Source organism: Enterobacter sp. ECC-175, from assembly GCF_043968675.1.
Classification (GTDB): Bacteria; Pseudomonadota; Gammaproteobacteria; order Enterobacterales; family Enterobacteriaceae; genus Enterobacter.
The window spans coordinates 503,214-525,861 of the sequence record NZ_CP143776.1; the positions used below are offsets into that span (position 1 = coordinate 503,214).

23 protein-coding genes are annotated in these 22,648 nt (G+C 55.4%); 11 read left to right on the forward strand and 12 right to left on the reverse strand.

The genetic code is table 11. The features are described 5' to 3' along the window. The 6 genes from rpmH to V1599_RS02540 all read left to right on the forward strand — a co-directional run bounded on the left by rpmH (window position 1) and on the right by V1599_RS02540 (window position 4,518). On the forward strand, window positions 1-141 hold the full coding sequence (rpmH, locus tag V1599_RS02515; RefSeq protein ID WP_000831330.1) for a 50S ribosomal protein L34: 141 nt from the start codon (window positions 1-3) through the stop codon (window positions 139-141). A 16-nt stretch (window positions 142-157) separates the two neighbouring features. After that, the gene (gene rnpA / locus V1599_RS02520) at window positions 158-517 is read left to right on the forward strand and encodes a ribonuclease P protein component (RefSeq protein ID WP_014072458.1); all 360 of its coding nucleotides are present in this window, start codon (window positions 158-160) and stop codon (window positions 515-517) included. Continuing rightward, entirely contained in the window at window positions 481-738 is a 258-nt protein-coding gene (gene yidD / locus V1599_RS02525; RefSeq protein WP_001307474.1) for a membrane protein insertion efficiency factor YidD, read from the forward strand. Before rnpA ends, yidD begins: the two co-directional genes overlap by 37 nt. Window positions 739-740: 2 nt before the next feature. Then, window positions 741-2,384 carry a membrane protein insertase YidC gene (gene yidC / locus V1599_RS02530; protein ID WP_112012374.1) on the forward strand — a complete coding sequence of 548 codons (1,644 nt, stop codon included), beginning with the start codon at window positions 741-743 and terminating at the stop codon, window positions 2,382-2,384. 192 nt (window positions 2,385-2,576) lie between these two features. Continuing rightward, the gene (mnmE, locus tag V1599_RS02535) at window positions 2,577-3,941 is read left to right on the forward strand and encodes a tRNA uridine-5-carboxymethylaminomethyl(34) synthesis GTPase MnmE (RefSeq protein ID WP_112012375.1); all 1,365 of its coding nucleotides are present in this window, start codon (window positions 2,577-2,579) and stop codon (window positions 3,939-3,941) included. A gap of 169 nt (window positions 3,942-4,110) precedes the next feature. Beyond that, complete coding sequence (locus V1599_RS02540) at window positions 4,111-4,518, forward strand: GNAT family N-acetyltransferase (protein WP_395300978.1); 408 nt, start codon at window positions 4,111-4,113, stop codon at window positions 4,516-4,518. Between the two features lie 199 nt (window positions 4,519-4,717). On the opposite strand, the gene V1599_RS02545 is transcribed toward V1599_RS02540, so the two are convergent. Next, the gene (locus tag V1599_RS02545) at window positions 4,718-5,092 is read right to left on the reverse strand and encodes a DUF6232 family protein (protein ID WP_112012377.1); all 375 of its coding nucleotides are present in this window, start codon (window positions 5,090-5,092) and stop codon (window positions 4,718-4,720) included. A 343-nt stretch (window positions 5,093-5,435) separates the two neighbouring features. On the opposite strand from V1599_RS02545, the gene V1599_RS02550 reads away from it, so the two are divergent. The 4 genes from V1599_RS02550 (at window position 5,436) to V1599_RS02565 (ending at window position 9,034) form a co-directional block, all read left to right on the forward strand. Continuing rightward, complete coding sequence (locus tag V1599_RS02550; protein ID WP_395300979.1) at window positions 5,436-6,611, forward strand: MFS transporter; 1,176 nt, start codon at window positions 5,436-5,438, stop codon at window positions 6,609-6,611. Continuing rightward, entirely contained in the window at window positions 6,580-7,542 is a 963-nt protein-coding gene (gene yidZ / locus V1599_RS02555; protein ID WP_112012379.1) for an HTH-type transcriptional regulator YidZ, read from the forward strand. The genes V1599_RS02550 and yidZ overlap by 32 nt, the downstream gene beginning before the upstream one ends. A gap of 142 nt (window positions 7,543-7,684) precedes the next feature. Beyond that, complete coding sequence (locus V1599_RS02560; protein WP_297115348.1) at window positions 7,685-8,431, forward strand: 4'-phosphopantetheinyl transferase superfamily protein; 747 nt, start codon at window positions 7,685-7,687, stop codon at window positions 8,429-8,431. Window positions 8,432-8,467: 36 nt separating this feature from the next. Beyond that, window positions 8,468-9,034: an NADPH-dependent FMN reductase gene (locus V1599_RS02565; protein WP_297115350.1), complete on the forward strand. Its 567-nt coding sequence runs from the start codon at window positions 8,468-8,470 to the stop codon at window positions 9,032-9,034. Between the two features lie 61 nt (window positions 9,035-9,095). On the opposite strand, the gene adeP is transcribed toward V1599_RS02565, so the two are convergent. After that, on the reverse strand, window positions 9,096-10,433 hold the full coding sequence (gene adeP / locus V1599_RS02570) for an adenine permease AdeP (RefSeq protein ID WP_395300980.1): 1,338 nt from the start codon (window positions 10,431-10,433) through the stop codon (window positions 9,096-9,098). A 166-nt stretch (window positions 10,434-10,599) separates the two neighbouring features. Between adeP and yieH the strand changes: the two genes are divergently transcribed. Beyond that, window positions 10,600-11,265 carry a 6-phosphogluconate phosphatase gene (yieH, locus tag V1599_RS02575; protein WP_395300981.1) on the forward strand — a complete coding sequence of 222 codons (666 nt, stop codon included), beginning with the start codon at window positions 10,600-10,602 and terminating at the stop codon, window positions 11,263-11,265. Window positions 11,266-11,358: 93 nt separating this feature from the next. Here the strand turns inward: yieH and phoU are convergent, their stop codons facing one another. The 10 genes from phoU to atpG form a co-directional block, all read right to left on the reverse strand. Continuing rightward, window positions 11,359-12,084 carry a phosphate signaling complex protein PhoU gene (gene phoU, locus V1599_RS02580; protein WP_008500182.1) on the reverse strand — a complete coding sequence of 242 codons (726 nt, stop codon included), beginning with the start codon at window positions 12,082-12,084 and terminating at the stop codon, window positions 11,359-11,361. A gap of 13 nt (window positions 12,085-12,097) precedes the next feature. Beyond that, on the reverse strand, window positions 12,098-12,871 hold the full coding sequence (pstB, locus tag V1599_RS02585) for a phosphate ABC transporter ATP-binding protein PstB (protein WP_008500183.1): 774 nt from the start codon (window positions 12,869-12,871) through the stop codon (window positions 12,098-12,100). Between the two features lie 47 nt (window positions 12,872-12,918). Continuing rightward, entirely contained in the window at window positions 12,919-13,809 is an 891-nt protein-coding gene (gene pstA / locus V1599_RS02590; RefSeq protein WP_112012384.1) for a phosphate ABC transporter permease PstA, read from the reverse strand. Next, window positions 13,809-14,768 carry a phosphate ABC transporter permease PstC gene (gene pstC / locus V1599_RS02595; protein ID WP_112012385.1) on the reverse strand — a complete coding sequence of 320 codons (960 nt, stop codon included), beginning with the start codon at window positions 14,766-14,768 and terminating at the stop codon, window positions 13,809-13,811. Before pstC ends, pstA begins: the two co-directional genes overlap by 1 nt. 128 nt (window positions 14,769-14,896) lie before the next feature. Beyond that, on the reverse strand, window positions 14,897-15,937 hold the full coding sequence (gene pstS, locus V1599_RS02600; protein ID WP_395300982.1) for a phosphate ABC transporter substrate-binding protein PstS: 1,041 nt from the start codon (window positions 15,935-15,937) through the stop codon (window positions 14,897-14,899). Between the two features lie 276 nt (window positions 15,938-16,213). After that, entirely contained in the window at window positions 16,214-18,043 is a 1,830-nt protein-coding gene (glmS, locus tag V1599_RS02605; RefSeq protein WP_395300983.1) for a glutamine--fructose-6-phosphate transaminase (isomerizing), read from the reverse strand. Window positions 18,044-18,404: 361 nt separating this feature from the next. Next, window positions 18,405-19,775, reverse strand: a complete 1,371-nt coding sequence (gene glmU, locus V1599_RS02610) for a bifunctional UDP-N-acetylglucosamine diphosphorylase/glucosamine-1-phosphate N-acetyltransferase GlmU (RefSeq protein ID WP_112012389.1) — start codon at window positions 19,773-19,775, stop codon at window positions 18,405-18,407. Window positions 19,776-19,913: 138 nt separating this feature from the next. Then, window positions 19,914-20,333: a F0F1 ATP synthase subunit epsilon gene (locus tag V1599_RS02615; RefSeq protein ID WP_006177560.1), complete on the reverse strand. Its 420-nt coding sequence runs from the start codon at window positions 20,331-20,333 to the stop codon at window positions 19,914-19,916. A 20-nt stretch (window positions 20,334-20,353) separates the two neighbouring features. Beyond that, a complete protein-coding gene (atpD, locus tag V1599_RS02620; RefSeq protein WP_297115360.1) occupies window positions 20,354-21,736 on the reverse strand; it encodes a F0F1 ATP synthase subunit beta in 1,383 nt (460 codons plus the stop codon). 31 nt (window positions 21,737-21,767) lie between these two features. After that, entirely contained in the window at window positions 21,768-22,631 is an 864-nt protein-coding gene (gene atpG, locus V1599_RS02625) for a F0F1 ATP synthase subunit gamma (RefSeq protein WP_014881884.1), read from the reverse strand. Window positions 22,632-22,648 lie beyond the last annotated feature (17 nt).

The window sequence follows — 22,648 nt, forward strand, 5'->3', positions numbered from 1 at the left end:
ATGAAACGCACTTTTCAACCGTCTGTACTGAAGCGCAACCGTTCTCACGGCTTCCGTGCTCGTATGGCTACTAAAAATGGTCGTCAGGTTCTGGCACGTCGTCGTGCTAAAGGCCGCGCTCGTCTGACCGTTTCCAAGTAATAAAGCTAACCCCTGAGTGGTTAAGCTCGCATTTCCCAGGGAGTTACGTTTGTTAACTCCCACTCATTTCACTTTCGTCTTCCAGCAGCCACAACGGGCTGGCACGCCGCAAATCACCATCCTCGGCCGCCAAAATTCGCTGGGGCATCCCCGCATCGGTCTCACTGTCGCCAAGAAAAACGTTAAGCGTGCGCACGAACGCAATCGGATTAAACGTCTGACGCGTGAAAGCTTCCGTTTACGTCAACACGAACTGCCTTCAATGGATTTCGTGGTGGTGGCTAAAAAAGGGGTTGCCGACCTCGATAACCGTGCTCTCTCGGAAGCGTTGGAAAAATTATGGCGCCGCCACTGTCGCCTGGCTCACGGGTCCTGATAGCCCTGATAAGGGTCTATCAACGCCTGATTAGTCCGCTACTCGGGCCGCACTGCCGTTTCACACCAACATGTTCAAGCTACGGAATTGAGGCATTGCGCAGGTTTGGAGTGATAAAAGGCAGTTGGTTGACGGTGAAACGCGTATTAAAATGCCACCCTTTACACCCCGGTGGAGACGACCCCGTCCCCCCAGGACCATTTGATACCAGAGAACACTAACGATGGATTCGCAACGCAATCTTCTTATCATCGCTTTGTTGTTCGTGTCTTTCATGATCTGGCAGGCTTGGGAGCAGGATAAAAATCCTCAACCTCAGCAGCAGACCACGCAGACCACGACCACCGCAGCGGGTAGCGCCGCCGACCAGGGCGTACCGGCCAGTGGCCAGGGGAAACAGATTACGGTTAAGACCGATGTGCTTGAGCTGACTATCAACACCCGTGGTGGTGATATTGAGCAGGCGCTGCTGTTGACCTACCCGAAAGAGCTGAAGTCTACCGAACCGTTCCAGTTACTGGAAACCACACCTGAGTTTATCTATCAGGCGCAAAGCGGCCTGACCGGTCGTGATGGCCCAGATAACCCGGCTAACGGTGCGCGTCCACTGTATAACGTCGAGAAAGATACGTTTGTCCTGGCTGATGGTCAGAACGAAATCGCTATCCCGATGACCTACACCGATGCCGCAGGCAACACCTTCACCAAAACCTTCACCCTGAAACGCGGTGAGTATGCGGTGAACGTGGGCTACAACGTGAAGAACAGCAGCGAGAAGCCGCTGGAGCTGTCTACCTTCGGCCAGCTGAAGCAGTCCATCAACCTGCCGTCTCACCGTGACACCGGAAGCAGCAACTTTGCGCTGCATACCTTCCGTGGCGCGGCATACTCCACGCCTGACGCGAAGTATGAGAAATACAAATTCGACACCATCGCTGATAACGAGAACCTGAACGTTAGCGCGAAAGGCGGCTGGGTTGCGATGCTGCAGCAGTATTTCGCCACCGCATGGGTTCCGAATAACGACGGCACGAATAACTTCTACACCGCGAATCTCGGTAACGGTATTGCAGCCATCGGCTACAAATCTCAGCCGGTTCTGGTTCAGCCTGGTCAAGCCGGTACGCTGGCAAGCACCCTGTGGGTCGGCCCGGAAATTCAGGATAAAATGGCTGCAGTCGCGCCGCATCTGGATCTGACCGTCGATTACGGCTGGTTGTGGTTCATCTCTCAGCCGCTGTTTAAGCTGCTGAAGTTCATCCACAGCTTCCTGGGCAACTGGGGCTTCTCCATCATCGTTATCACCTTCATCGTTCGTGGCATCATGTACCCGCTGACTAAAGCGCAGTACACCTCCATGGCGAAGATGCGCATGCTGCAGCCTAAGATTCAGGCGATGCGTGAGCGTCTGGGCGATGACAAACAGCGTCAGAGCCAGGAAATGATGGCCCTGTATAAAGCAGAGAAAGTGAACCCGCTGGGTGGCTGCTTCCCGCTGCTGATTCAGATGCCAATCTTCCTTGCGCTGTACTACATGCTGATGGGCTCCGTTGAGCTGCGCCATGCGCCGTTCGCCCTGTGGATCCATGACCTGTCCGCACAGGACCCGTACTACATCCTGCCGATCCTGATGGGCGTGACGATGTTCTTCATCCAGAAGATGTCGCCGACCACCGTGACCGACCCGATGCAGCAGAAGATCATGACCTTTATGCCGGTCATCTTCACCGTGTTCTTCCTGTGGTTCCCGTCAGGTCTGGTGCTGTACTATATCGTCAGCAACCTGGTGACCATCATCCAGCAGCAGCTGATTTACCGTGGTCTGGAGAAGCGTGGCCTGCATAGCCGCGAAAAGAAAAAGTCCTGATACTCTTCATTTTTCAAGCCGCAGGCGCGTTGGCTGCGTTTGATTGCCCCAGTCACTTACTTCAGTAAGCTCCTGGGGCGCACAAACTTGCCGCCTTCCTGCAACTTGAATTATTTCGAGTATTCACGGTAGAGTTATGCCAGAGAAGGCGGTCATTAGACCGCCTTTTTCACATTTACAAAGAGACCAACCATGAGCCATAACGACACTATCGTCGCCCAGGCAACCCCACCGGGACGCGGTGGTGTAGGCATTCTGCGCATCTCCGGCCTGAAGGCGCGCGAGGTGGCCGAAGCGGTGCTGGGTAAACTGCCAAAGCCGCGCTACGCGGATTATCTGCCGTTTAAAGACAGCGACGGCACGCCGCTGGACCAGGGCATTGCGCTGTGGTTCCCCGGCCCGAACTCCTTTACCGGTGAAGACGTGCTGGAGCTGCAGGGCCACGGCGGACCGGTGATCCTCGACCTGCTGTTAAAACGCATTCTGACCCTGCCGGGCCTGCGCATTGCGAAGCCGGGTGAGTTCTCCGAGCGTGCCTTCCTCAACGACAAGCTCGATCTGGCGCAGGCCGAGGCGATTGCCGACCTGATCGACGCCAGCTCCGAGCAGGCGGCGCGCTCGGCGCTGAACTCTCTCCAGGGCGCATTTTCCGCGCGCGTGAATCATCTTGTCGAAGCACTGACTCACCTGCGCATCTACGTCGAAGCGGCCATCGACTTCCCCGACGAAGAGATCGACTTCCTCTCTGACGGCAAAATCGAAGCCCAGCTTAATAGCGTCATGGCCGATCTCGACGCCGTGCGCGCCGAAGCGCGCCAGGGCAGCCTGCTGCGAGAAGGGATGAAGGTCGTTATCGCCGGACGCCCCAACGCCGGGAAATCAAGCCTGCTGAACGCCCTCGCGGGCCGTGAAGCGGCGATCGTCACCGATATCGCCGGCACCACGCGCGACGTGCTGCGCGAGCACATTCACATCGACGGCATGCCGCTGCACATTATTGATACGGCAGGGCTGCGCGATGCCAGCGACGAAGTTGAGCGCATCGGTATCGAACGCGCCTGGCAGGAGATCGAGCAGGCCGACCGCGTGCTGTTTATGGTGGATGGCACCACGACCGACGCCGTTGACCCGGCTGAGATCTGGCCAGACTTTATCGCCCGCCTGCCGGCCAAGTTACCGATCACCGTGGTGCGCAACAAGGCGGACGTCACTGGCGAAACCCTCGGCATCAGCGATGTAAATGGTCACTCACTGATTCGCCTGTCGGCCCGCACGGGCGAAGGCGTGGACGACCTGCGCAACCATCTCAAGCAGAGCATGGGCTTTGACACCAGCATGGAAGGCGGCTTCCTGGCGCGCCGCCGTCACCTGCAGGCGCTGGAAGAGGCGGCGAACCACCTCGTTCAGGGTAAAGCGCAGCTGATCGGCGCGTGGGCGGGTGAGCTGCTGGCGGAAGAGCTACGGCTGGCGCAGCAGAACCTGAGCGAGATCACCGGCGAATTTACGTCGGACGATCTGCTGGGAAGGATTTTCTCGAGCTTCTGTATTGGCAAATAAGTTTTAGTCCATCCTCGTCCGTGAACGACCACTAACCCGCATTAACTGCCTGTTAATGCGGGTTTTTATTTTTAACGGATTATTTTCCTACCGATATCCGTATCGTTTCGGGCATTGCTATCACAACATCAGGCTGCTAAAAGTTAATTATTTGTTATTGGTGATAGTCATGACTACCGAACACACCGTTGTTGAGTCCGTTCCCTCTGCCGAAGATTTTTGCCGTTTACGAAGTATATCGGGGTTATCAGCACGACCGCTTGAGGCTGCCAGGGTGGGTCTGCCGCGAAGCTGTTATGGCGTACACATTCTCTGGCAAGGAGTGCCTGTCGGCATAGGGCGTATCGTTGGCGATGGTGCATTAAACTTCGAGATAGTCGATATCGCCGTCGACCCCGCCCATCAGGGGCGTGGACTTGGCCGAATCATTATGGAAAACATTATTCGATGGCTGGATAGCAACGCTTATAAAGGCGCTTATGTCTCTCTGGTGGCTGACGTACCGGAACTCTATGCGAAGTTCGGTTTTGAGTTAGTCCGGCCGGAAAGCGAAGGAATGGCGAGAGTCTGGGGGTAGTGTTGTCATCTGGGTCAGCAAAGATACCGCTTTTGTATCCTTAAATGCGCCCAGGGCCGTGTTTTAAGACCGATTATCTTAAATGTATTAATGGGTTAGCTTGATTTCCCAGCTTCTGTACTGTAGCTAATTCAAACAACTCTTAAAATGCTGGCGACGGGTGAAAGCGCTGAAACTCTGATTGTCACCAGCTGATATATTACCCTCGATGAATAATGGCGTTGTTTAAGGAGTTAATAACATCATCAATATACTGTTTATCTGTACTGGAGAGTGCTTGTGATTCACCAGAAGAACTATTTAAATATACAATATATTCTGGCTTGATTGCTTTAAACCATGCAATGGCTGCAATAACCATAACTACACCGATCGCTTTGGCCAAAAAACCGGTGACTAAAAACACCATCACGAATCCAATAAGCGCCATAACAACAGGGCCAACTTTAGAGGGATCTGTTTGGCCACGTTTCACTGAAGTGACACCATTCATCGCATAGGTTGTTGAATCAACAATAAATCTAGCATTAGTGATACTTACATTACCATTTCTATAAAATTCAGTTTCTTCCATTTTAAAATCCTTAACTCTTAGCTATATGTAATAATAAAGGGTATGAGTTTATTTTCGGAAAAATATCTCAAAGCTTTAGCATTTTGGTGAAAATATTAACACTGTTTTCATCCAGGCTGACAGGGAAAGGCGATTGCGAAACAAAAATATTATCTCAGAAATCAAAGATAATATGGAAAGCTTTTAAACCGTAATACCAATTCGCCCCGTTTTGCTTTAACTTGATCCCATTAAATGCCGCCAACCAGCCTCTTTCCTCCCAGGAAATCACTATTGTCCAAATGGCAACTCGCCTAATCCACTTCATCCCCCTATTCTGCATGCCTGCATCTATGGGGGGTTTATGGCGCGTTTTCTGTTTTGTAGTTTCGCATTAGTTCTGCTTTATCCGTCAGGCATCGATATGTATCTGGTGGGATTACCGCACATCGCCCAGGATCTCGGGGCCAGCGAAGCGCAGCTGCACATCGCATTTTCGGCCTACCTCGCGGGGATGGCGTCGTCGATGGTCTTTGCCGGGAAAATTGCCGATAAGGCCGGTCGTCAGCCCGTCGCAATAACGGGCGCGGTCATTTTTGCCCTCGCCTCGGTGCTTTGCTCGCTGGCGCACGGCAGCACGACGTTTCTTGCGGGTCGTTTTATCCAGGGCATTGGCGCCGGCGGCTGCTACGTGGTGGCGTTTGCGATTCTGCGCGACACCCTTAGCGCCCAGCGGCGCGCGAAGGTGCTCTCCATGCTGAACGGCATTACCTGCATCATTCCGGTGCTGGCCCCGGTTGTGGGATATCTGATTATGCTGAAACTCCCCTGGCAGAGCCTGTTCTGGACGATGGCGAGCATGGGCATGTTGGTGTTTCTTCTGTCGATCGCGGTATTGAAGGAGACTCACCCCGGCGCGCAAAACGCGGGACACACGTCATCAATTCATCCTGCCGAAAAGCTTCTTAACCGATTCTTCCTGAGCCGCCTGGCGGTCACCACCCTGAGCGTGGCGGTGATCCTGACCTATGTAAACGTTTCCCCTGTGTTAATGATGGAAACCATGGGCTTCGATCGCGGGGAATATTCGACGGTGATGGCGTTAACCGCACTGGTTAGCATGGCCGTCTCTTTCTCAACGCCGTTTGCGCTGAACGTCTTCCGTCAGCGCACGCTCATGCTGGCCTCGCAGGTTTTATTCCTGACGGCGGGCGTGATTCTGGCAACCGCCAGCTCGCACGCGGTGATGCTGGTGGGCATTACGCTGATATGCGCTGGCTTCTCCGTCGGGTTTGGCGTGGCGATGAGCCAGGCGCTCGGCCCGTTCTCGCTGCGCGCGGGGGTCGCCAGCTCGGTGCTGGGCATCGCACAGGTCTGCGGGTCATCGCTATGGATATGGCTGGCAGCCGTTATCGGACTCAACGCGCTGAATATGCTGATCGGGATTCTGATTGGCTGTAGCATGCTCTGCATTCTCTTACTTATGGTCATCCAGCCCGCAGCGCATTATGAAGAAGCCCATCAGCAGCCTCGATCTTAACCTGTTACTGTGCCTGCAGCTTTTGCTGCAGGAGCGTAGCGTCACCAAAGCCGCAAAGCGGATGAACGTGACGCCGTCCGCGGTCAGCAAATCACTGGCGAAGCTGCGCGACTGGTTCGAAGACCCGCTGTTTGTGAAAACGCCGCTGGGGCTGCTGCCCACGCCCCTGACGGTTAGCCTGGAGCAGGATCTGGCCGACTGGATGCAGATAGGCAATCAGATCCTCGATAAATTTCACCATGATTCCCCGGGCAATCTAAAATTCGAGCTGGCGGCGGAAACCCCGCTGATGCTGATCCGCCTTAACGCGCTGCTGGAGCAGGTGAACCAGCGCTACCCACAGGCAACGGTGAAGATGCGCCACTGGGATTACGACTCGCTGGACGCCATCACGCGCGGGGAAGTGGACCTTGGTTTTACCGGACGGGAAACGCATCCGCGCTCGCGCGAGCTGCTCAAGCTGATGCCGTGGTTTATCGACTACGAAATTCTGTTCAGCGACCGGCCGTGCGTTTACGTTCGCGAGGATCACCCTGCGCTACAGGAAGAGTGGAACCTGGAGACGTTCCTGCGCTACCCGCACATCAGCATTTTCTGGGAGCGTAGCGATACCTGGGCGCTGGATGAGGTGTTAAGAGAAATGGGCCGCGAGCGTAACATCGCCATGAGCCTGCCCGGCTTTGAGCAGTCGATGTTCATGGCGGCTCAGCCCGGCCACCATTACATTGCCACGGCGCCGCATTACTGCCATCACTACAATCAGCTCCACCAGCGAAAGCTGGTCACCTTGCCCATTCCGATTGATGAAGCGCAGGCAGAAAAGCTGACCGTTCCCTTCACGCTCATCTGGCACAAGCGAAACAGCCACAACCCCAAAATACTCTGGTTACGAGAAACCATTAAGGCCCTTTACGGCGCGCCGCTGCGTTAGCGATCCCTTTTTTTGGACAAGAAAATGTAAAGTTCGGCTTTCAGGCTATTTTTACTTTCAATTACCGATTAAAACTGTAGCTGAGTTAAGCGATAATCATGTAACCGTTTAACCTATCGGGTCCATTATCAAGGAGCGAAAAATGGCTACGCATTTTGCACGTGGAACGCTGAAAGAGGGACGGCTCGTGTCGCCCAGAATGTCTTCTGCCTGCCACGATGAGGCACGTAATCTCCCCGAACATCGCAGGACGCGTTTTTTAGCTTCCAGAGCACTTCTCGCCGAACTGATGTTTATGCTGTACGGCACCGGCGAGCTGCCGGATATGATTACGCAACCCGAAGGCCGGCCGGTCTTTGCCAACCCCGAACTCCCTCGTTTTTCCATCGCCTACGCGGGCAATATTGTGGGCATTGCTCTGACCACCGAAGGTGACTGCGGGCTGGATCTCGAGCTTCAGCGCGCCACGCGCGGTTTCCACGTCCTTAATCCGCATGAAGATTACCCGCTTTCCAGTAATGAAAAGCTGTGGATACGCAATCAAAACGATCCCGCTGAGGCTAAGGCTCAGCTCATCACGCTGCGCCAGAGCATTCGCAAGCTTTGCGGCTGCGCATCAGACGACGCCAGCCTGCTGCAGCTTCTCCCCGGCTCGGGACGGCTGCGCGCAACAAAAGCGTCGCGCATCGAAGCGCTCAGCGACGCAGAGGATGTGCTAATTTGGTCGATTGCCGTCACGCCCGCCATTGAGCGGCTGAAAATCTGGGAGTTTGACAGCACCCGCGGATGGCGTAGTCTTCCGGAGGTGCCCGAGCGCGCCAACGAGCCCGCCGCACGCCTTATGCGGCTGACCAGTTTACCCGCAGAAAAAGCATTTACCCTTAGCTGATCCATTCCGGATCACCATGATGAAACAGGAGTAATCATGTCTGATACGTTGAAAGTTGTTACGTTACTGGGGAGCCTGCGCAAAGGTTCATTTAATGGAATGGTCGCTCGCACGCTGCCGCAGCTGGCCCCCGCGGGAATGGAGATTGTCGCACTGCCTTCCATTGGCGATATCCCGCTCTATGATGCCGACGTGCAGCAGGAAGAGGGCTTCCCGCAGAGCGTGGAAGCAATTGCAGAACAGATCCGCCAGGCGGACGGCGTGGTCATCGTTACACCTGAATACAACTACTCGGTTCCCGGTGGCCTGAAGAACGCGATTGACTGGTTGTCCCGTTTGCCGGAACAGCCGCTTTCCGGAAAACCGGTCTTGATTCAGACCAGCTCAATGGGCGCCATTGGCGGCGCACGCTGCCAGTATCACCTGCGCCAGATTCTGGTATTCCTGGATGCAATGGTCATGAACAAGCCGGAATTTATGGGCGGCGTGATTCAGAATAAAGTCGACCCGCAGACGGGTGAAGTGGTAGATCAGAGCACGCGCGACCATCTGAGCGGACAGCTGACGGCGTTCGGGGATTATATTAAGCGGGTGAAGGCATAAGCCGGAGCGGCCCGTTGCCCTCACCCTAACCCTCTCCCACAGGGAGAGGGAACAAACCTGTTTATTTGGCGTCGATAAACACAATCTTCAGCACGAACAGCAACGCCACCACGATCACGCACGGGCTGAGCTCGCGGAAGCGGCCGGTACCGATCTTCATCACGCAGTAGGAGATGAAGCCCAGTGCGATACCTTCGGTAATCGAGAAGCTAAACGGCATCATGACGGCGGTAATAAACGCCGGTACCGCTTCGGTTAAATCTTCCCACTTCACGCGCGCCAGGCTTGAGGTCATCAGCACGCCGACGTAAATCAGCGCACCGGCTGCCGCATACGGTGGCACCATTCCTGCCAGCGGAGAAAGGAAGATCACCAGCAGGAACAGCAGGCCAACCACTACCGCCGTCAGCCCGGTACGACCGCCCACGGACACGCCGGAAGAGGATTCAATGTAAGCGGTAACAGAAGACGTGCCGATGAACGAACCGGCCACGGACGAGACGCTATCCACAAACAGCGCCTGCTTCATGCGCGGGAACTTGCCTTTCTCGTCAGCCAGGCCCGCTTTGTCGGTGACGCCGATCAGCGTGCCGGAAGAGTCAAACAGGTTAACCAGCATGAAGGAGAAAATTACGCCCGCCAGGCCGAGGTTCAGCGATCCTGCCAGGTCGACGTGACCAATAACGGTAGTGACGCTCGGCGGCGCGGAGACGATGCCGCTATAGTGAACGTCGCCCAGCATCCAGCCCAGCAGCGTGGTCACAATTATCGAGACCAGCACCGCGGCGTGAATGTTACGCGACGCCAGAATGGCGATGATAAAGAAGCCCAGCACGCCCAGCAGCACGCCGTGGGAGGCCAGGTTGCCGATGCTTACCAGCGTTTCCGGGTTCGCAACGATGACGCCCGCATTCTTCAGGCCCATCATGCCGATGAACAGCCCAATACCGCTGGTGATGCCCACGCGCAGGCTGACGGGGATATTGGCAATCATCCAGTAGCGCACGCGGAAAATGGTCAGCAGCAGCAGGCCAATGGCGCCCCAGAAGATCGCGCCCATGCCCACCTGCCACGGCAGGCCCATGGCCTGAACCACCACGAAGGCGAAGAACGCGTTTAAGCCCATTGCCGGAGCCAGTGCGACCGGCAGGTTAGCAAACACGCCCATCAAAATGCTGCCCAGCGCGGCGATCAGGCAGGTGGTCACGAAGACGGCGCTGGTGTCCATACCGGCCACGCCCAGAATCTGTGGGTTAACAAAAACGATATAGACCATCGTCAGGAAGGTAGTAAAACCGGCGATCACTTCGGTGCGTGCCGTTGTGCCGTGCTCGCGCAGCTTAAACACGCGCTCAAGCAAACCCTGACAAGACGTCTGGGTAGTGTGTTGTTGACTCATCATCAATTTCCGAACAAGGAGGGAAAATTCGTCGCTATCCTATACCAAAATGCGACAATAAGGGCAGTTACGGGATACTTTTTTTCATTGATTTTGCTTATACGGCAACGATTGCGTCTCGTAAAACAGCAGTACGTAAACGTTAAACTTGTTAAAAGGGAAAGGCATGTCCGGAATTGAAGCGGTATTTTTCGACTGCGACGGTACGCTGGTCGACAGTGAGGTCATTTGTTCCCGCGCGTATGTCGCTATGTTTCAGGAATTTGGCATTACGCTCGATCTCGAGGAGGTGTTCAAACGCTTTAAGGGCGTGAAGCTCTACGAGATCATCGACATCATTAACGAAGAGCACGGCGTGGATCTGGCGAAAGCGGATCTGGAACCGGTGTACCGCGCCGAGGTAGCACGCCTGTTCGACTCCGAGCTGGAGGTGATTGCCGGTGCGAACGCGCTGCTGGATGCGATGACGGTGCCGATCTGCGTGGTTTCTAACGGTCCGGTCAGCAAAATGCAGCATTCGCTGGGCAAGCTGGAGATGCTGCACCATTTCCCGGACAAGCTGTTCAGCGGCTACGATATCCAGCGCTGGAAGCCTGATCCGGCGCTGATGTTCCACGCGGCGAAAGCGATGAACGTCAACGTAGAGAACTGCATTCTGGTGGACGATTCTTCCGCGGGCGCGCAGTCGGGAATTGATGCGGGTATGGAGGTGTTTTACTTCTGCGCCGATCCGCACAACAAGCCGATCGATCATCCAAAAGTGACGACCTTTACCGATCTGGCGCAGCTGCCGGCGCTGTGGAAGGCTCGCGGGTGGGATATTACGCGTTAATTTTTCCCCTCACCCCGGCCCTCTCCCAAAAGGAGAGGGAGAAAACCAACGTGTCCCCTCTCCCTTAGGGAGAGGGTTAGGGTGAGGGTAAAATCACTCTTTCGGATCTTTCCCCGCCAGCAGCTTGTCCAGCTCGTCGCCGCCGACGTGACGGAAATCCTGCCCCTTCACGAAGTAGAAGATGTATTCGCAAATGTTCTGGCAGCGGTCGCCGATACGCTCGATGGAGCGCGCGCAGAACAGGGCGGTCAGCACGCTTGGAATGGTACGGGAGTCTTCCATCATGTAGGTCATCAGCTGACGCACGATGCCTTCATACTCCTGGTCGACTTTCTTGTCTTCACGGTAGATACGCACCGCTTCGTCCAAATCCATACGCGCAAACGCGTCCAGCACGTCGTGCAGCATCTGCACGGTGTGGCGGCCCAGCGACTCCAGGCTCACCAGCAGCGGCTGGTGCTGCTGGGAGAATTTCTCCAGCGCGGTGCGGCAGATTTTATCCGCAACGTCACCGATGCGCTCCAGCTCGGCGATGGTTTTGATGATCGCCATCACCAGACGCAGGTCGCTCGCCGTGGGCTGACGCTTGGCGATAATGCGCACGCACGCTTCGTCGATGGCGACTTCCATCATGTTGACGTTTTTGTCGCCTTCAATGACGCGCTTCGCCAGCTCGCTGTCCTGGTTGTGCATCGCCGTAATCGCATCAGAAAGCTGCTGCTCGACCATGCCGCCCATGGTCATCACCTGGGTACGAATGCTTTCCAGCTCTGCGTTGAACTGGCCTGAAATGTGTTTGTTAAGATTGAGGTTGTCCATGATTCACTCCAAATCAACCGTAGCGGCCAGTAATGTAATCTTCGGTTTGTTTCTTCGCAGGCTTAGTGAACAGATCGTCCGTGTTACTGAACTCAATCAACTCACCCAGGTACATAAACGCCGTGTGGTCGGAGCAACGCGCAGCCTGCTGCATGTTGTGGGTCACGATCACCACGGTGTAGTCCTGCTTCAGCTCGGTGATCAGCTCTTCAATGCGGCCCGTTGAGATCGGGTCAAGCGCGGAACACGGCTCGTCCAGCAGCAGCACTTCCGGGCGAATGGCGATACCGCGCGCAATGCACAGACGCTGCTGCTGGCCACCGGAGAGAGAGTACCCGCTCTGGTGCAATTTATCTTTGGTTTCGTTCCAGAGTGCGGCCTTGGTCAATGCCCACTGCACGCGCTCGTCCATATCCGCGCGGGAAAGCTTTTCGAACAGGCGCACGCCAAACGCGATGTTGTCATAAATCGACATCGGGAACGGCGTCGGCTTCTGGAATACCATGCCCACTTTTGCGCGCAGGAGGGCAATATCCTGAGCCTGGGTCAGAATGTTTTCGCCGTCGAGGATAATTTCACCTTCGGCGCGCTGCTCCGGATAAAGCGAATACATTTTGTTAAAGGTACGCAGCAGGGTGGATTTACCACAGCCTGACGGACCGATGAATGCCGTAACCTGGTTCTTCGCGATATCCAGATTGATATTCTTCAGGGCATGGAATTTGCCGTAGTAGAAGTTCAAATCACGAACCTGAATCTTACCCGGGGCAGTATCAACCATACTCATTGACTCATTTCCTCATTCGGCGCCGCGAAGTGCCGCGCCGTAAAAATTTAACCGTGTTTCTTCTTCGCGAAAATGACGCGCGCCAGAATGTTCAGTAACAGTACGCAAAGGGTAATGATCAGCACCCCGGCCCACGCCAGCTGCTGCCATTCCGCGAATGGGCTCATCGCAAATTTAAAGATCGTCACCGGCAGGTTGGCGATCGGCTGCATCATGTCCGTACTCCAGAACTGGTTGGAGAGGGAGGTAAACAGCAGCGGAGCCGTTTCACCGGCGATACGCGCAACCGCCAGCAGGATGCCGGTCATGATCCCGGAGATAGACGCTTTCAGCGTAATCGCGGAGATCATCTTCCACTTCGGCGTCCCCAGCGCGTAAGCCGCTTCGCGCAGGCTGTCCGGCACCAGCTTCAGCATGTTCTCGGTGGTTCGTATGACGATGGGCACCTGCAGCAGCGCCAGCGCAATCACGCCCGCCCAGCCGGAGAAGTGTTCCATCTGCGCCACCACCACGGTGTAAACGAACAGGCCGACGACGATAGACGGCGCGGACAACAGAATGTCGTTGATGAAGCGAATCACTTCCGCCAGCCAGGATTTGCGTCCGTACTCGGCGAGGTAAATCCCGGCCATGATGCCCAGCGGCGTACCGAAAACCGTCGCCCACAGGATCAGCAGGCCGCTGCCCGCCAGGGCATTCGCCAGACCACCGCCCGCCGTGTTTGGCGGCGGCGTCATTTCGGTGAACAGCGCCAGAGACATGCCGTCGATGCCGCGGGTAATCGTGGACATTAAAATCCAGATTAGCCAGAACAGGCCGAACGCCATCGTCGCCATGGAGAGCGTCAGCGCGATGCGGTTTTTGAAGCGGCGCTTCGCCTGCATTTTGCGGCGGGATTCCGCCAGCTCCGCGGTGTTTTGCATTTCGAGAGTTGCCATTAGCGCGCCCCCTCGTTTTTAGCCAGACGCATAATCATCAGCTTGGAAATCGCCAGTACGATGAAGGTAATCACAAACAGGATCAGGCCCAGCTCCATCAGCGCCGCTACGTGCAGCCCGGACTCGGCTTCGGCAAATTCATTCGCCAGCGCGGAGGTTATGCTGTTACCCGGCATGTACAGCGAAACGCTGTCCAGCTGGTAGGTATTACCGATGATAAAGGTCACCGCCATGGTTTCACCCAGCGCGCGGCCTAAGCCCAGCATAATGCCGCCGATGACTCCATTTTTGGTAAACGGAAGCACGATGCGCCAGATGACTTCCCAGGTGGTGCAGCCAATGCCGTAGGCCGACTCTTTCATCATCACCGGGGTTTGTTCGAAGACGTCGCGCATGACCGCCGCAATGTACGGAATAATCATGATGGCGAGGATCACGCCCGCGGCCAGAATGCCGATACCGAACGCCGGGCCAGAGAACAGGGCGCCGACAAACGGAATCGCGGAGAGAACGTTACCGACCGGCTCCTGGAAGTAGGTCGCGAACAGTGGCGCAAAGATAAACAGGCCCCACATGCCGTACACGATACTGGGGATCGCGGCCAGCAGCTCAATGGCGATGCCCAGCGGGCGTCTCAGCCAGCCAGGCGCCAGCTCCGTCAGGAACAGGGCAATGCCGAAGCTCACCGGAACCGCAATCAGCAGGGCGATGAACGAAGTCACCAGCGTGCCGTAAATCGGCACCAGCGCACCGTAGATATCGTTCGGCGCATCCCACTCTTTGGTCCACAGGAAGGCGAAACCGAATTTCTGAATGCTCGGCCAGGAGGAGAAAATCAGAGACACGATAATGCCGCCCAGCAGCAATAGCACAATCAGCGCAGCCAGTTTGACCAGCGCGCTGAAAATCATGTCACCTTTTTTACCCGGAGGGTTAAATGCAGGCTTGGTTGCAGCCATAAATTACTCTTCTTTATGTGACGTCTTACGAATATGCCCGATGGCGCTCGCGCATACCGGGCCTACAGCCGGAGCCGTAGGGCGGGTAAGCGCGAGCGCTACCCGCCATCTTCGTCAAAAATATCCTGTTAGTACAGCGCTTTACCGCTGCTGTCTTTCACGTTGGTTTTCCATGCAGCACGAATCTGCTCAACCACGTTGTCTGGCAGGCTAGCGTAGTCCAGGTCGTTAGCCTGCTTGCCGCCGTTTTTGTACGCCCAGTCGAAGAACTTCAGCACTTCGGCGCCCTGCTCAGGCTTCTTCTGCTCTTTGTGGACCAAGATGAAGGTGGTAGAGGTGATTGGCCACGCGTCGTCGCCCTTCTGGTTGGTCAGGTCCTGAGCGAAGGATTTGCTCCAGTCAGCGCCTTTCGCAGCGTTAGCGAAATTCTCTTCGGTCGGGCTAACCGGTTTGCCGTCAGCGGAAACCAGTTTGGTATAGGCCAGGTTGTTCTGCTTAGCGTAGGCGTACTCTACGTAACCGATAGAGCCCGGCAGACGCTGGACGAACGCGGCGATACCGTCGTTACCCTTACCGCCCAGGCCGGTTGGCCAGTTAACGGTAGAGCCAGAGCCGACTTTAGATTTCCACTCGTCGTTCACTTTCGCCAGGTAGCTGGTGAAGACGAAGGAGGTGCCGGAACCGTCAGCGCGGCGAACCACGGCGATGTTCTGCGAAGGCAGCTTAACGCCGGGGTTCAGCCTGGTGATGGCTTCGTCATCCCACTTTTTGATTTTGCCCAGGTAGATGTCGCCCAGGGTTTTGCCGTCCAGCACCAGCTCGCCTGATTTCAGGCCAGGGATGTTAACGGCCAGCACAACGCCGCCGATCACGGTCGGGAACTGGAACAGGCCTTCCTGATTCAGTTTCTCATCAGACAGCGGAGCGTCTGAAGCGCCGAAATCAACGGTGTTAGCGGTAATTTGTTTTACGCCACCGGAGGAGCCAATACCCTGATAGTTAACCTTGTTACCGGTTTCTTTCTGATAGGTATCTGCCCATTTGGCATACACCGGCGCAGGGAAGGTTGCACCCGCGCCCGTCAGGCTTGCTGCTGCAAACGCAGAGAAAGCGCTCATCGATAAGGTCGCGGCGACAACAGTTGCGACAGTGGTACGCATAACTTTCATAATGTCTCCTGCAGGATTTTCGTAAATCGTTGTTTAAGTGGCTACGATGAGCAAAATAGGACAAACAGGTGACAGATAAATGTACGAAATATGACAGTTTTATGACAACGGAAATTTCACTTAAAGTTAAGTGAAAAATCATATATTTATCATTATCTTAAAGAAGGATATGACAGTATGTTTTCAGTAATATTTTCTTTATGTGACACTGAAAAAATAGCTGAAAATGACAGATTGTCATAAAAAAGCTCCACCCGAAGGTGGAGCCTGGAGGGATTATTCTACGGTGACGGACTTCGCCAGGTTACGCGGCTGGTCAACGTCGGTGCCTTTAATCAGCGCGACGTGATAAGCCAGAAGCTGCAGCGGAACGGTGTAGAAGATTGGCGCAATGACCTCTTCTACATGCGGCATCTCGATGATGTGCATGTTATCGCTGCTGGCAAAACCGGCATCTTTATCAGCGAAGACGTACAGCACGCCGCCGCGGGCGCGGACTTCTTCGATGTTAGACTTCAGCTTTTCCAGCAGTTCGTTGTTAGGTGCGACAACGATAACCGGCATATCCGCGTCGATCAGCGCCAGCGGGCCGTGCTTCAGCTCGCCCGCCGCGTAGGCTTCCGCGTGAATATATGAGATCTCTTTCAGCTTCAGCGCGCCTTCCAGCGCAATCGGATACTGATCGCCACGGCCAAGGAACAGGGCGTGATGTTTGTCAGAGAAATCTTCCGCCAGCGCTTCAATGCGCTTGTCCTGAGACAGCATCTGCTCAATACGGCTCGGCAGCGCCTGCAGGCCGTGAACAATGTCATGCTCAACGGACGCGTCCTGGCCTTTCAGGCGCGCCAGTTTCGCCACCAGCATCAGCAGAACGGTCAGCTGAGTGGTAAATGCCTTAGTCGATGCCACGCCGATTTCGGTGCCTGCTTTGGTCATCAGCGCCAGATCGGATTCACGCACCAGCGACGAGCCAGGAACGTTACAGATGGCCAGCGAGCCCAGGTAGCCCAGCTCTTTAGAGAGGCGCAGCGCCGCCAGGGTGTCCGCCGTTTCACCAGACTGAGATAAAGTGATCATCAGGCTGTTGCGGCGTACGGCGGATTTGCGGTAGCGGAACTCTGACGCAATTTCCACATCGCACGGCACGCCCGCCAGGGATTCAAACCAGTAGCGAGAGACCATACCGGAGTTGTATGAGGTCCCGCAGGCGACGATCTGAATATGCTCTACTTTGCCGAGCAATTCGTTGGCGTTGGCGCCCAGTTCGCTCAGGTCCACCTCGCCGTGGCTGATGCGCCCGGTCAGCGTGTTCTTAATAGCGTTCGGCTGCTCGTAGATCTCTTTCTGCATGTAGTGACGGTAAGCGCCTTTGTCGCCCGCGTCGTACTGCAGGTTGGATTCGATCTCCTGACGCTTCACCTGTTCGCCTTTGGTATCGAACACGGTCACGCTGCGGCGCGTCACTTCCGCGATATCGCCCTCTTCGAGGAAGATAAAGCGACGGGTCACCGGCAGCAGCGCCAGCTGGTCAGAAGCGATAAAGTTTTCGCCCATGCCCAGACCGATAACCATCGGGCTACCGGAACGCGCGGCCAGCAGGGTAGAAGGGTCACGGGAATCCATGATCACCGTACCGTACGCACCGCGCAGCTGAGGTATCGCGCGCAGCACCGCTTCACGCAGCGTGCCGCCCTGTGCCAGCTCCCAGTGAACCAGGTGAGCAATCACTTCGGTGTCGGTTTCAGAGACAAAGGTATAGCCGCGCGCTTTGAGTTCTTCGCGCAGCGGTTCGTGGTTTTCAATAATGCCGTTATGCACCACCACGATGTGTTCAGACACATGCGGGTGCGCGTTACCTTCAGACGGTTCGCCGTGGGTCGCCCAGCGGGTGTGCGCGATACCGGTGCCGCCGTGCAGCGGGTATTCTTCCGCGGCCTGAGCCAGCATTTGCACTTTACCGAGACGGCGCAGGCGGGTCATATGCCCTTCTGCATCGACAACGGCCAGGCCGGCCGAGTCGTAGCCACGGTATTCCAGACGACGTAAACCTTCGAGAAGGATTTCAGCAATATCACGCTGCGCAACTGCGCCAACAATTCCACACATATTTTAGATTCCGAATTTAGGCATTATGCCTGCGTTGTCGCTGACCTGTATTTACCCTACGTCTTTCACGCTGCGGCTGCGTTGGCTTCTCGTACTCGCCACGGTCACTTACTTAAGTAAGCTCCCATGGACTCATACGCTTGCCGCCTTGCCACAACGCGAAATCCTTTGGGTAACGCCCTTTCCGGGCACCCCGAGCCTTGTAGAGAGTGGGGTTATTGTTATGGGTACTGCTTGTGGGGGGAGGATTATATTATCCCCTCACCCCGGCCCTCTCCCCAAAGGGGCGAGGGAGAAAAACACCGCACCGAACAATCCCCTCTCCCCTTTGGGGAGAGGGTTAGGGTGAGGGGTAAATCCGTTACTTCTTCTTCACCGGGCGTTTCCAGCCCTGCTTGTGCACCTGCGGCACGCGGCTTAGCACTAACTCGTTATCCGCCACGTCACGCGTCACGGTCGTCCCGGCAGCAATAGTCACGCCGTTACCTACGGTAACAGGCGCCACCAGCTGCGTGTCGGAACCGACGAACACGTCATCGCCAATGATCGTTTTAAACTTGTTGGCACCGTCATAGTTACAGGTAATTGTACCTGCACCAATATTCACGTTATCGCCAATTTCCGCATCGCCCAGATAGGTCAGATGACCGGCCTTGGAGCCTTTACCCAGACGTGCCTTCTTCATTTCAACGAAGTTACCCACGTGAGCGCCTTCCAGCAGCTCAGCCCCCGGGCGCAGGCGGGCGAACGGGCCAATAGTGCAGGCCGCTTCCAGATGGGCATCTTCCACCACGCTGTACGGGCTGATTTCACAGTCGTCACCGATGACGCTGTTTTTGATCACGCAACCTGTACCAATTTTGACGCGGTTACCGAGCTGGACGTTGCCTTCAACGATAACGTTAGTATCAATTTCAACGTCGCGCCCGTGGGATAGCGTACCGCGCAGATCGAAACGCGCCGGATCGCGCAACATCACGCCCGCCAGCAGCAGCTTTTCGGCCTGCTCGGACTGATAAATACGCTCGAGGCGGGAAAGCTGCAGGCGGTTGTTTACGCCTTCCGTTTCGCTGATGCGCGCCGGATGAACGGCGGCAATTTCACGGCCTTCCTGATACGCCATCGCGATGATGTCGGTGATGTAGTATTCACCCTGCGCATTATTATTGTTGAGGTTTGACAGCCAGCGCTTCATGTCTGCGCCGTTGGCAATCAGGATGCCGGTGTTGATTTCCTGGATCTGGCGCTGCGCGTCGGTGGCATCTTTATGTTCGACAATACCGGTCACGTTGCCGTTTTCACGCGTGATGCGGCCATAGCCGCTCGGATCGTCCAGCACGACGGTAAGCAAGCCAATGCCGCCCTGCGGCTTGGCTTCACGCAGGCGAGTCAGCGTTTCAACGGAGATCAGCGGGACGTCGCCGTAGAGCATCAGAATGTCTTCATCATCGGCGAAGAACGGAGCCGCCTGCTGCATCGCATGGCCGGTACCCAGCTGTTCTGCCTGAAGCACCCAGTTGAGCTTGTCATCACGCAGCGTTGCTTTCAGCAAATCGCCACCGTGACCGTACACCAGGTTGACCTGACGCGCGCCCAATTCATTTGCAGCATCAATAACATGCTGCACCATCGGCTTTCCTGCCAGCGTGTGAAGCACCTTGGGAAGATCGGAATACATGCGGGTGCCTTTGCCTGCGGCAAGAATGACCACGCTCATCGTATTGTTCAACATACGCGTCCTGACTGTAATTTAAGTGAGAAGTAAAAACGTTTGATGCTCAAAATTCTACATCTTTTTCATCATGAATTAAGGATGAAAAAAAAAGCCAGCCTGGGAACCAGACTGGCTTTTGTGCTTTTCAAGCCGGTGTTACATCGCTTTTTTGGTCAACTCGATAACGCGCAGTTTCGCGATCGCTTTGGCCAGCTCCGCAGACGCCTGAGCGTAATCCACGTCACCATGAGAGCTGCTAATGTGCTCTTCAGCCTTACGCTTCGATTCCAGGGCTCGCGCTTCGTCGAGATCCTGTCCACGGATAGCGGTATCGGCCAGAACGGTCACACTGCCAGGCTGCACTTCAAGAATGCCGCCAGACAGATAGATAAACTCTTCGTGACCGAACTGTTTAACGATGCGGATCATACCAGGCTTAATGGCGGTGAGCAGCGGTGCGTGCCCTGGGAAAATACCCAGTTCACCTTCACTACCCGTTACCTGGATTTTCTCGACCAGACCAGAGAACATTTGTTGCTCTGCGCTGACGACGTCCAGGTGGTAAGTCATTGCCATATCACCCTCCGATTAAGGCGTTAAAGTTTTTTGGCTTTTTCCACGGCTTCGTCGATGGAACCAACCATGTAGAACGCCTGCTCCGGCAGGTGATCGTATTCGCCTTCCATGATGCCCTTAAAGCCACGGATGGTGTCTTTCAGGGAAACGTATTTACCCGGAGAACCGGTGAATACTTCCGCAACGAAGAACGGCTGGGACAGGAAGCGCTGGATCTTACGCGCGCGTGCTACCACCAGTTTGTCTTCTTCAGACAGCTCATCCATACCCAGGATGGCGATGATGTCTTTCAGTTCCTGGTAACGCTGGAGCAGGGACTGTACGCCACGCGCGGTGTCGTAGTGTTCCTGACCCACAACCAGTGGATCCAACTGACGGCTGGTGGAGTCCAGCGGGTCAACGGCCGGGTAGATACCCAGAGACGCGATCTGACGGCTCAGTACCACGGTTGCATCTAAGTGCGCAAAGGTGGTGGCTGGGGATGGGTCAGTCAAGTCATCCGCTGGTACGTATACCGCCTGAACGGAGGTAATAGAACCGGTTTTGGTAGAGGTGATACGTTCCTGCAGAACACCCATCTCTTCCGCCAGGGTTGGCTGGTAGCCTACCGCTGATGGCATACGACCCAGCAGTGCAGATACTTCAGTACCGGCCAGGGTGTAACGGTAGATGTTGTCTACGAACAGCAGAACGTCACGACCTTCGTCACGGAACTTCTCAGCCATGGTCAGGCCGGTCAGCGCTACGCGCAGACGGTTTCCTGGTGGCTCGTTCATCTGGCCGTAAACCAGGGATACTTTGTCCAGAACGTTGGAGTCGGTCATTTCGTGGTAGAAGTCGTTACCCTCACGAGTACGTTCACCTACGCCCGCAAACACGGAGTAACCGGAGTGCTCGATCGCGATGTTACGGATCAGCTCCATCATGTTTACGGTTTTACCTACACCCGCACCACCGAACAGACCGACTTTACCGCCCTTCGCGAACGGACACATCAGGTCGATAACTTTGATACCGGTTTCCAGCAGTTCCTGAGAGCTGGACAGCTCTTCGTAGGACGGTGCCGCGCGGTGGATAGCCCAACGCTCTTCTTCACCGATGTCGCCTTTCATGTCGATTGGCAGACCCAATACGTTCATGATACGACCCAGCGTTGCTTTACCTACCGGGACTTCGATCGGGTGCTCAAGGTCTTTCACTTCCAGACCACGACGCAGACCGTCGGAAGAACCCATCGCGATGGTACGCACGATACCGCCGCCGAGCTGCTGCTGAACTTCCAGCACCAGGCTCTCGTTACCATTCTGTACCTCAAGCGCGTCGTACACGCGTGGTACGGCGTCCTGAGGGAACTCGACGTCCACCACGGCGCCGATTACCTGGACAATCTTTCCAGTAGCCATCTTGAATCCTCTACGTAATTCGTAAACCTGGTTAAACCGCGGCGGCCCCCGAGACGATCTCGGTGAGTTCCTGAGTAATGCTGGCCTGACGAGCTTTGTTGTAAACCAACTGCAGCTCTTTAATCAGGCTGCCGCCATTATCGGTCGCGGCTTTCATCGCCACCATTCGTGCGGCCTGCTCGCTGGCCAGGTTTTCTACAACGCCCTGATAAACCTGTGATTCAACGTAACGACGCAGCAGGGTATCCAGCAGCGGTTTCGGATCGGGTTCATACAGGTAATCCCAGGCTTTCTGCTTCAACTCGTCATCTTCTGATGCCGGTAAAGGCAGCATCTGAGTGATCGTAGGCACCTGAGACATGGTGTTAATAAATTTGTTGCTGACAACGTACAGTCTGTCCAGACGGCCTTCATCATAGGCCTGCAACATCACTTTAACCGGGCCGATCAGTTCGGACAGGGACGGGTTATCACCCATACCGGTCACCTGAGCGACAATGTTGCCACCAACGGAGTTAAAGAAAGAGACGCCTTTAGAGCCAATCAGTGCCAGATCGCACTGAACGCCTTTATCGGACCAGCCTTTCATATCCGCCAGCAGTTTTTTGAACAGGTTAATGTTCAAGCCGCCACACAGACCACGGTCGGTCGACACCACCAGGTAGCCCACGCGCTTAACGTCGCGTTCTTCCAGGTAAGGGTGCTTATATTCCAGATTACCGTTTGCAAGGTGACCAATCACTTTGCGCATGGTTTCTGCATAAGGACGGCTGGCCGCCATGCGATCCTGCGATTTACGCATTTTGGAAGCGGCGACCATCTCCATCGCTTTAGTGATCTTCTGCGTGTTTTGGACGCTTGCGATCTTACTACGTATCTCTTTTGCGCCGGCCATGAGCTTCTCCTCAATGC

Excerpts from the sequence above, each read along its gene's own strand:
- yieH (WP_395300981.1), top strand. The coding sequence starts at position 10,600 with ATGTCCGGAATTGAAGCGGTATTTTTCGACTGCGACGGTACGCTGGTC.
- V1599_RS02550 (WP_395300979.1), top strand. The coding sequence starts at position 5,436 with ATGGCGCGTTTTCTGTTTTGTAGTTTCGCATTAGTTCTGCTTTATCCG.
- pstS (WP_395300982.1), bottom strand. The coding sequence starts at position 15,937 with ATGAAAGTTATGCGTACCACTGTCGCAACTGTTGTCGCCGCGACCTTA.
- atpD (WP_297115360.1), bottom strand. The coding sequence starts at position 21,736 with ATGGCTACTGGAAAGATTGTCCAGGTAATCGGCGCCGTGGTGGACGTC.
- atpG (WP_014881884.1), bottom strand. The coding sequence starts at position 22,631 with ATGGCCGGCGCAAAAGAGATACGTAGTAAGATCGCAAGCGTCCAAAAC.
- rpmH (WP_000831330.1), top strand. The coding sequence starts at position 1 with ATGAAACGCACTTTTCAACCGTCTGTACTGAAGCGCAACCGTTCTCAC.
- yidZ (WP_112012379.1), top strand. The coding sequence starts at position 6,580 with ATGAAGAAGCCCATCAGCAGCCTCGATCTTAACCTGTTACTGTGCCTG.
- V1599_RS02565 (WP_297115350.1), top strand. The coding sequence starts at position 8,468 with ATGTCTGATACGTTGAAAGTTGTTACGTTACTGGGGAGCCTGCGCAAA.
- pstA (WP_112012384.1), bottom strand. The coding sequence starts at position 13,809 with ATGGCAACTCTCGAAATGCAAAACACCGCGGAGCTGGCGGAATCCCGC.
- adeP (WP_395300980.1), bottom strand. The coding sequence starts at position 10,433 with ATGAGTCAACAACACACTACCCAGACGTCTTGTCAGGGTTTGCTTGAG.
- mnmE (WP_112012375.1), top strand. The coding sequence starts at position 2,577 with ATGAGCCATAACGACACTATCGTCGCCCAGGCAACCCCACCGGGACGC.
- phoU (WP_008500182.1), bottom strand. The coding sequence starts at position 12,084 with ATGGACAACCTCAATCTTAACAAACACATTTCAGGCCAGTTCAACGCA.
- yidD (WP_001307474.1), top strand. The coding sequence starts at position 481 with ATGGCGCCGCCACTGTCGCCTGGCTCACGGGTCCTGATAGCCCTGATA.
- glmU (WP_112012389.1), bottom strand. The coding sequence starts at position 19,775 with ATGTTGAACAATACGATGAGCGTGGTCATTCTTGCCGCAGGCAAAGGC.
- pstB (WP_008500183.1), bottom strand. The coding sequence starts at position 12,871 with ATGAGTATGGTTGATACTGCCCCGGGTAAGATTCAGGTTCGTGATTTG.
- yidC (WP_112012374.1), top strand. The coding sequence starts at position 741 with ATGGATTCGCAACGCAATCTTCTTATCATCGCTTTGTTGTTCGTGTCT.
- V1599_RS02560 (WP_297115348.1), top strand. The coding sequence starts at position 7,685 with ATGGCTACGCATTTTGCACGTGGAACGCTGAAAGAGGGACGGCTCGTG.
- glmS (WP_395300983.1), bottom strand. The coding sequence starts at position 18,043 with ATGTGTGGAATTGTTGGCGCAGTTGCGCAGCGTGATATTGCTGAAATC.
- V1599_RS02540 (WP_395300978.1), top strand. The coding sequence starts at position 4,111 with ATGACTACCGAACACACCGTTGTTGAGTCCGTTCCCTCTGCCGAAGAT.
- pstC (WP_112012385.1), bottom strand. The coding sequence starts at position 14,768 with ATGGCTGCAACCAAGCCTGCATTTAACCCTCCGGGTAAAAAAGGTGAC.
- V1599_RS02615 (WP_006177560.1), bottom strand. The coding sequence starts at position 20,333 with ATGGCAATGACTTACCACCTGGACGTCGTCAGCGCAGAGCAACAAATG.
- V1599_RS02545 (WP_112012377.1), bottom strand. The coding sequence starts at position 5,092 with ATGGAAGAAACTGAATTTTATAGAAATGGTAATGTAAGTATCACTAAT.